General features: G+C 59.4%; 1 protein-coding gene and 1 pseudogene. One reads left to right on the top strand and one right to left on the bottom strand.

All coding sequences use genetic code 11. The features are described from left to right. The coding region (locus M3I54_RS44515) for a hypothetical protein (RefSeq protein WP_254346744.1) at positions 1-410 on the top strand (410 nt) is incomplete at its 5' end. A 53-nt stretch (positions 411-463) separates the two neighbouring features. On the opposite strand, the pseudogene M3I54_RS44510 reads toward M3I54_RS44515, so the two are convergent. Continuing rightward, positions 464-682 (bottom strand): annotated as a pseudogene (locus M3I54_RS44510) (hypothetical protein); the annotation flags it as partial.

The following is a 682-nucleotide window of genomic DNA, read 5'->3' as shown; positions in this document are numbered from 1 at the left end:
CACGCCACCCCATTCTTATCCTGATTGTCGCGCGGCCAAATACCTGCGGCGTCACCATTACACAGCAATCCTCAACGACTGGTGGCTTCAGCTTGATTGTCGCGCGACACCCACTCGCCCGCGTCAATCAACGCCGCGCGTCAATCAATAAACGCTTGCCAGCGTCAATCAACATCGGCATCATCATTTCTGCCGCGACATTCTCAACTTGTTTGTCGCGCGTCTCTCATCCGGATTGTCGCGCCACAATAGCGTCCGTCCAGATTGCGGCTGACGCGAATTTCCGCTGCACGCAGCTTCCCAGCGCGTCTGCATCTCGTTTAGTCGTTTCCGACACTGGTGATGCTTCGATCTTCATCTTTGCCTCGTTCCGGACTTCTGCCATCAACCTTCCTGCCCCGCTTCCCTAGTGCGCCTTTTGCTCTGACGCAGGCGGCGCGCGTCAAGGTAGTTGTCGCCTCACTCATGCAGCCAAAGGCTGTTTATTCGCGCCGATCGACGCCATCTCGACGACGGTGTCACGTTCGGGGTTAAGCGTCACGGCATCAACCGGTGTCCAGTCGCGCGTGTGACGCGACCAGCGAGCCGGATTGCATGCACGCGCCTTCGCGTACAGTGCGTGCCGTGCCGCGAGAAGCGCACGATCGTCGCCTGCATGACGCTGCGCAGGCGTCACGTAGCG

Origin of the sequence: Paraburkholderia sp. CNPSo 3274 (assembly GCF_024206475.1) — a bacterium.
In the GTDB taxonomy this organism is placed as follows: Bacteria; Pseudomonadota; Gammaproteobacteria; order Burkholderiales; family Burkholderiaceae; genus Paraburkholderia.
The sequence above is the reverse complement of the archived record's forward strand: the minus strand, read 5'-3'. Positions and strand labels throughout refer to the sequence as shown.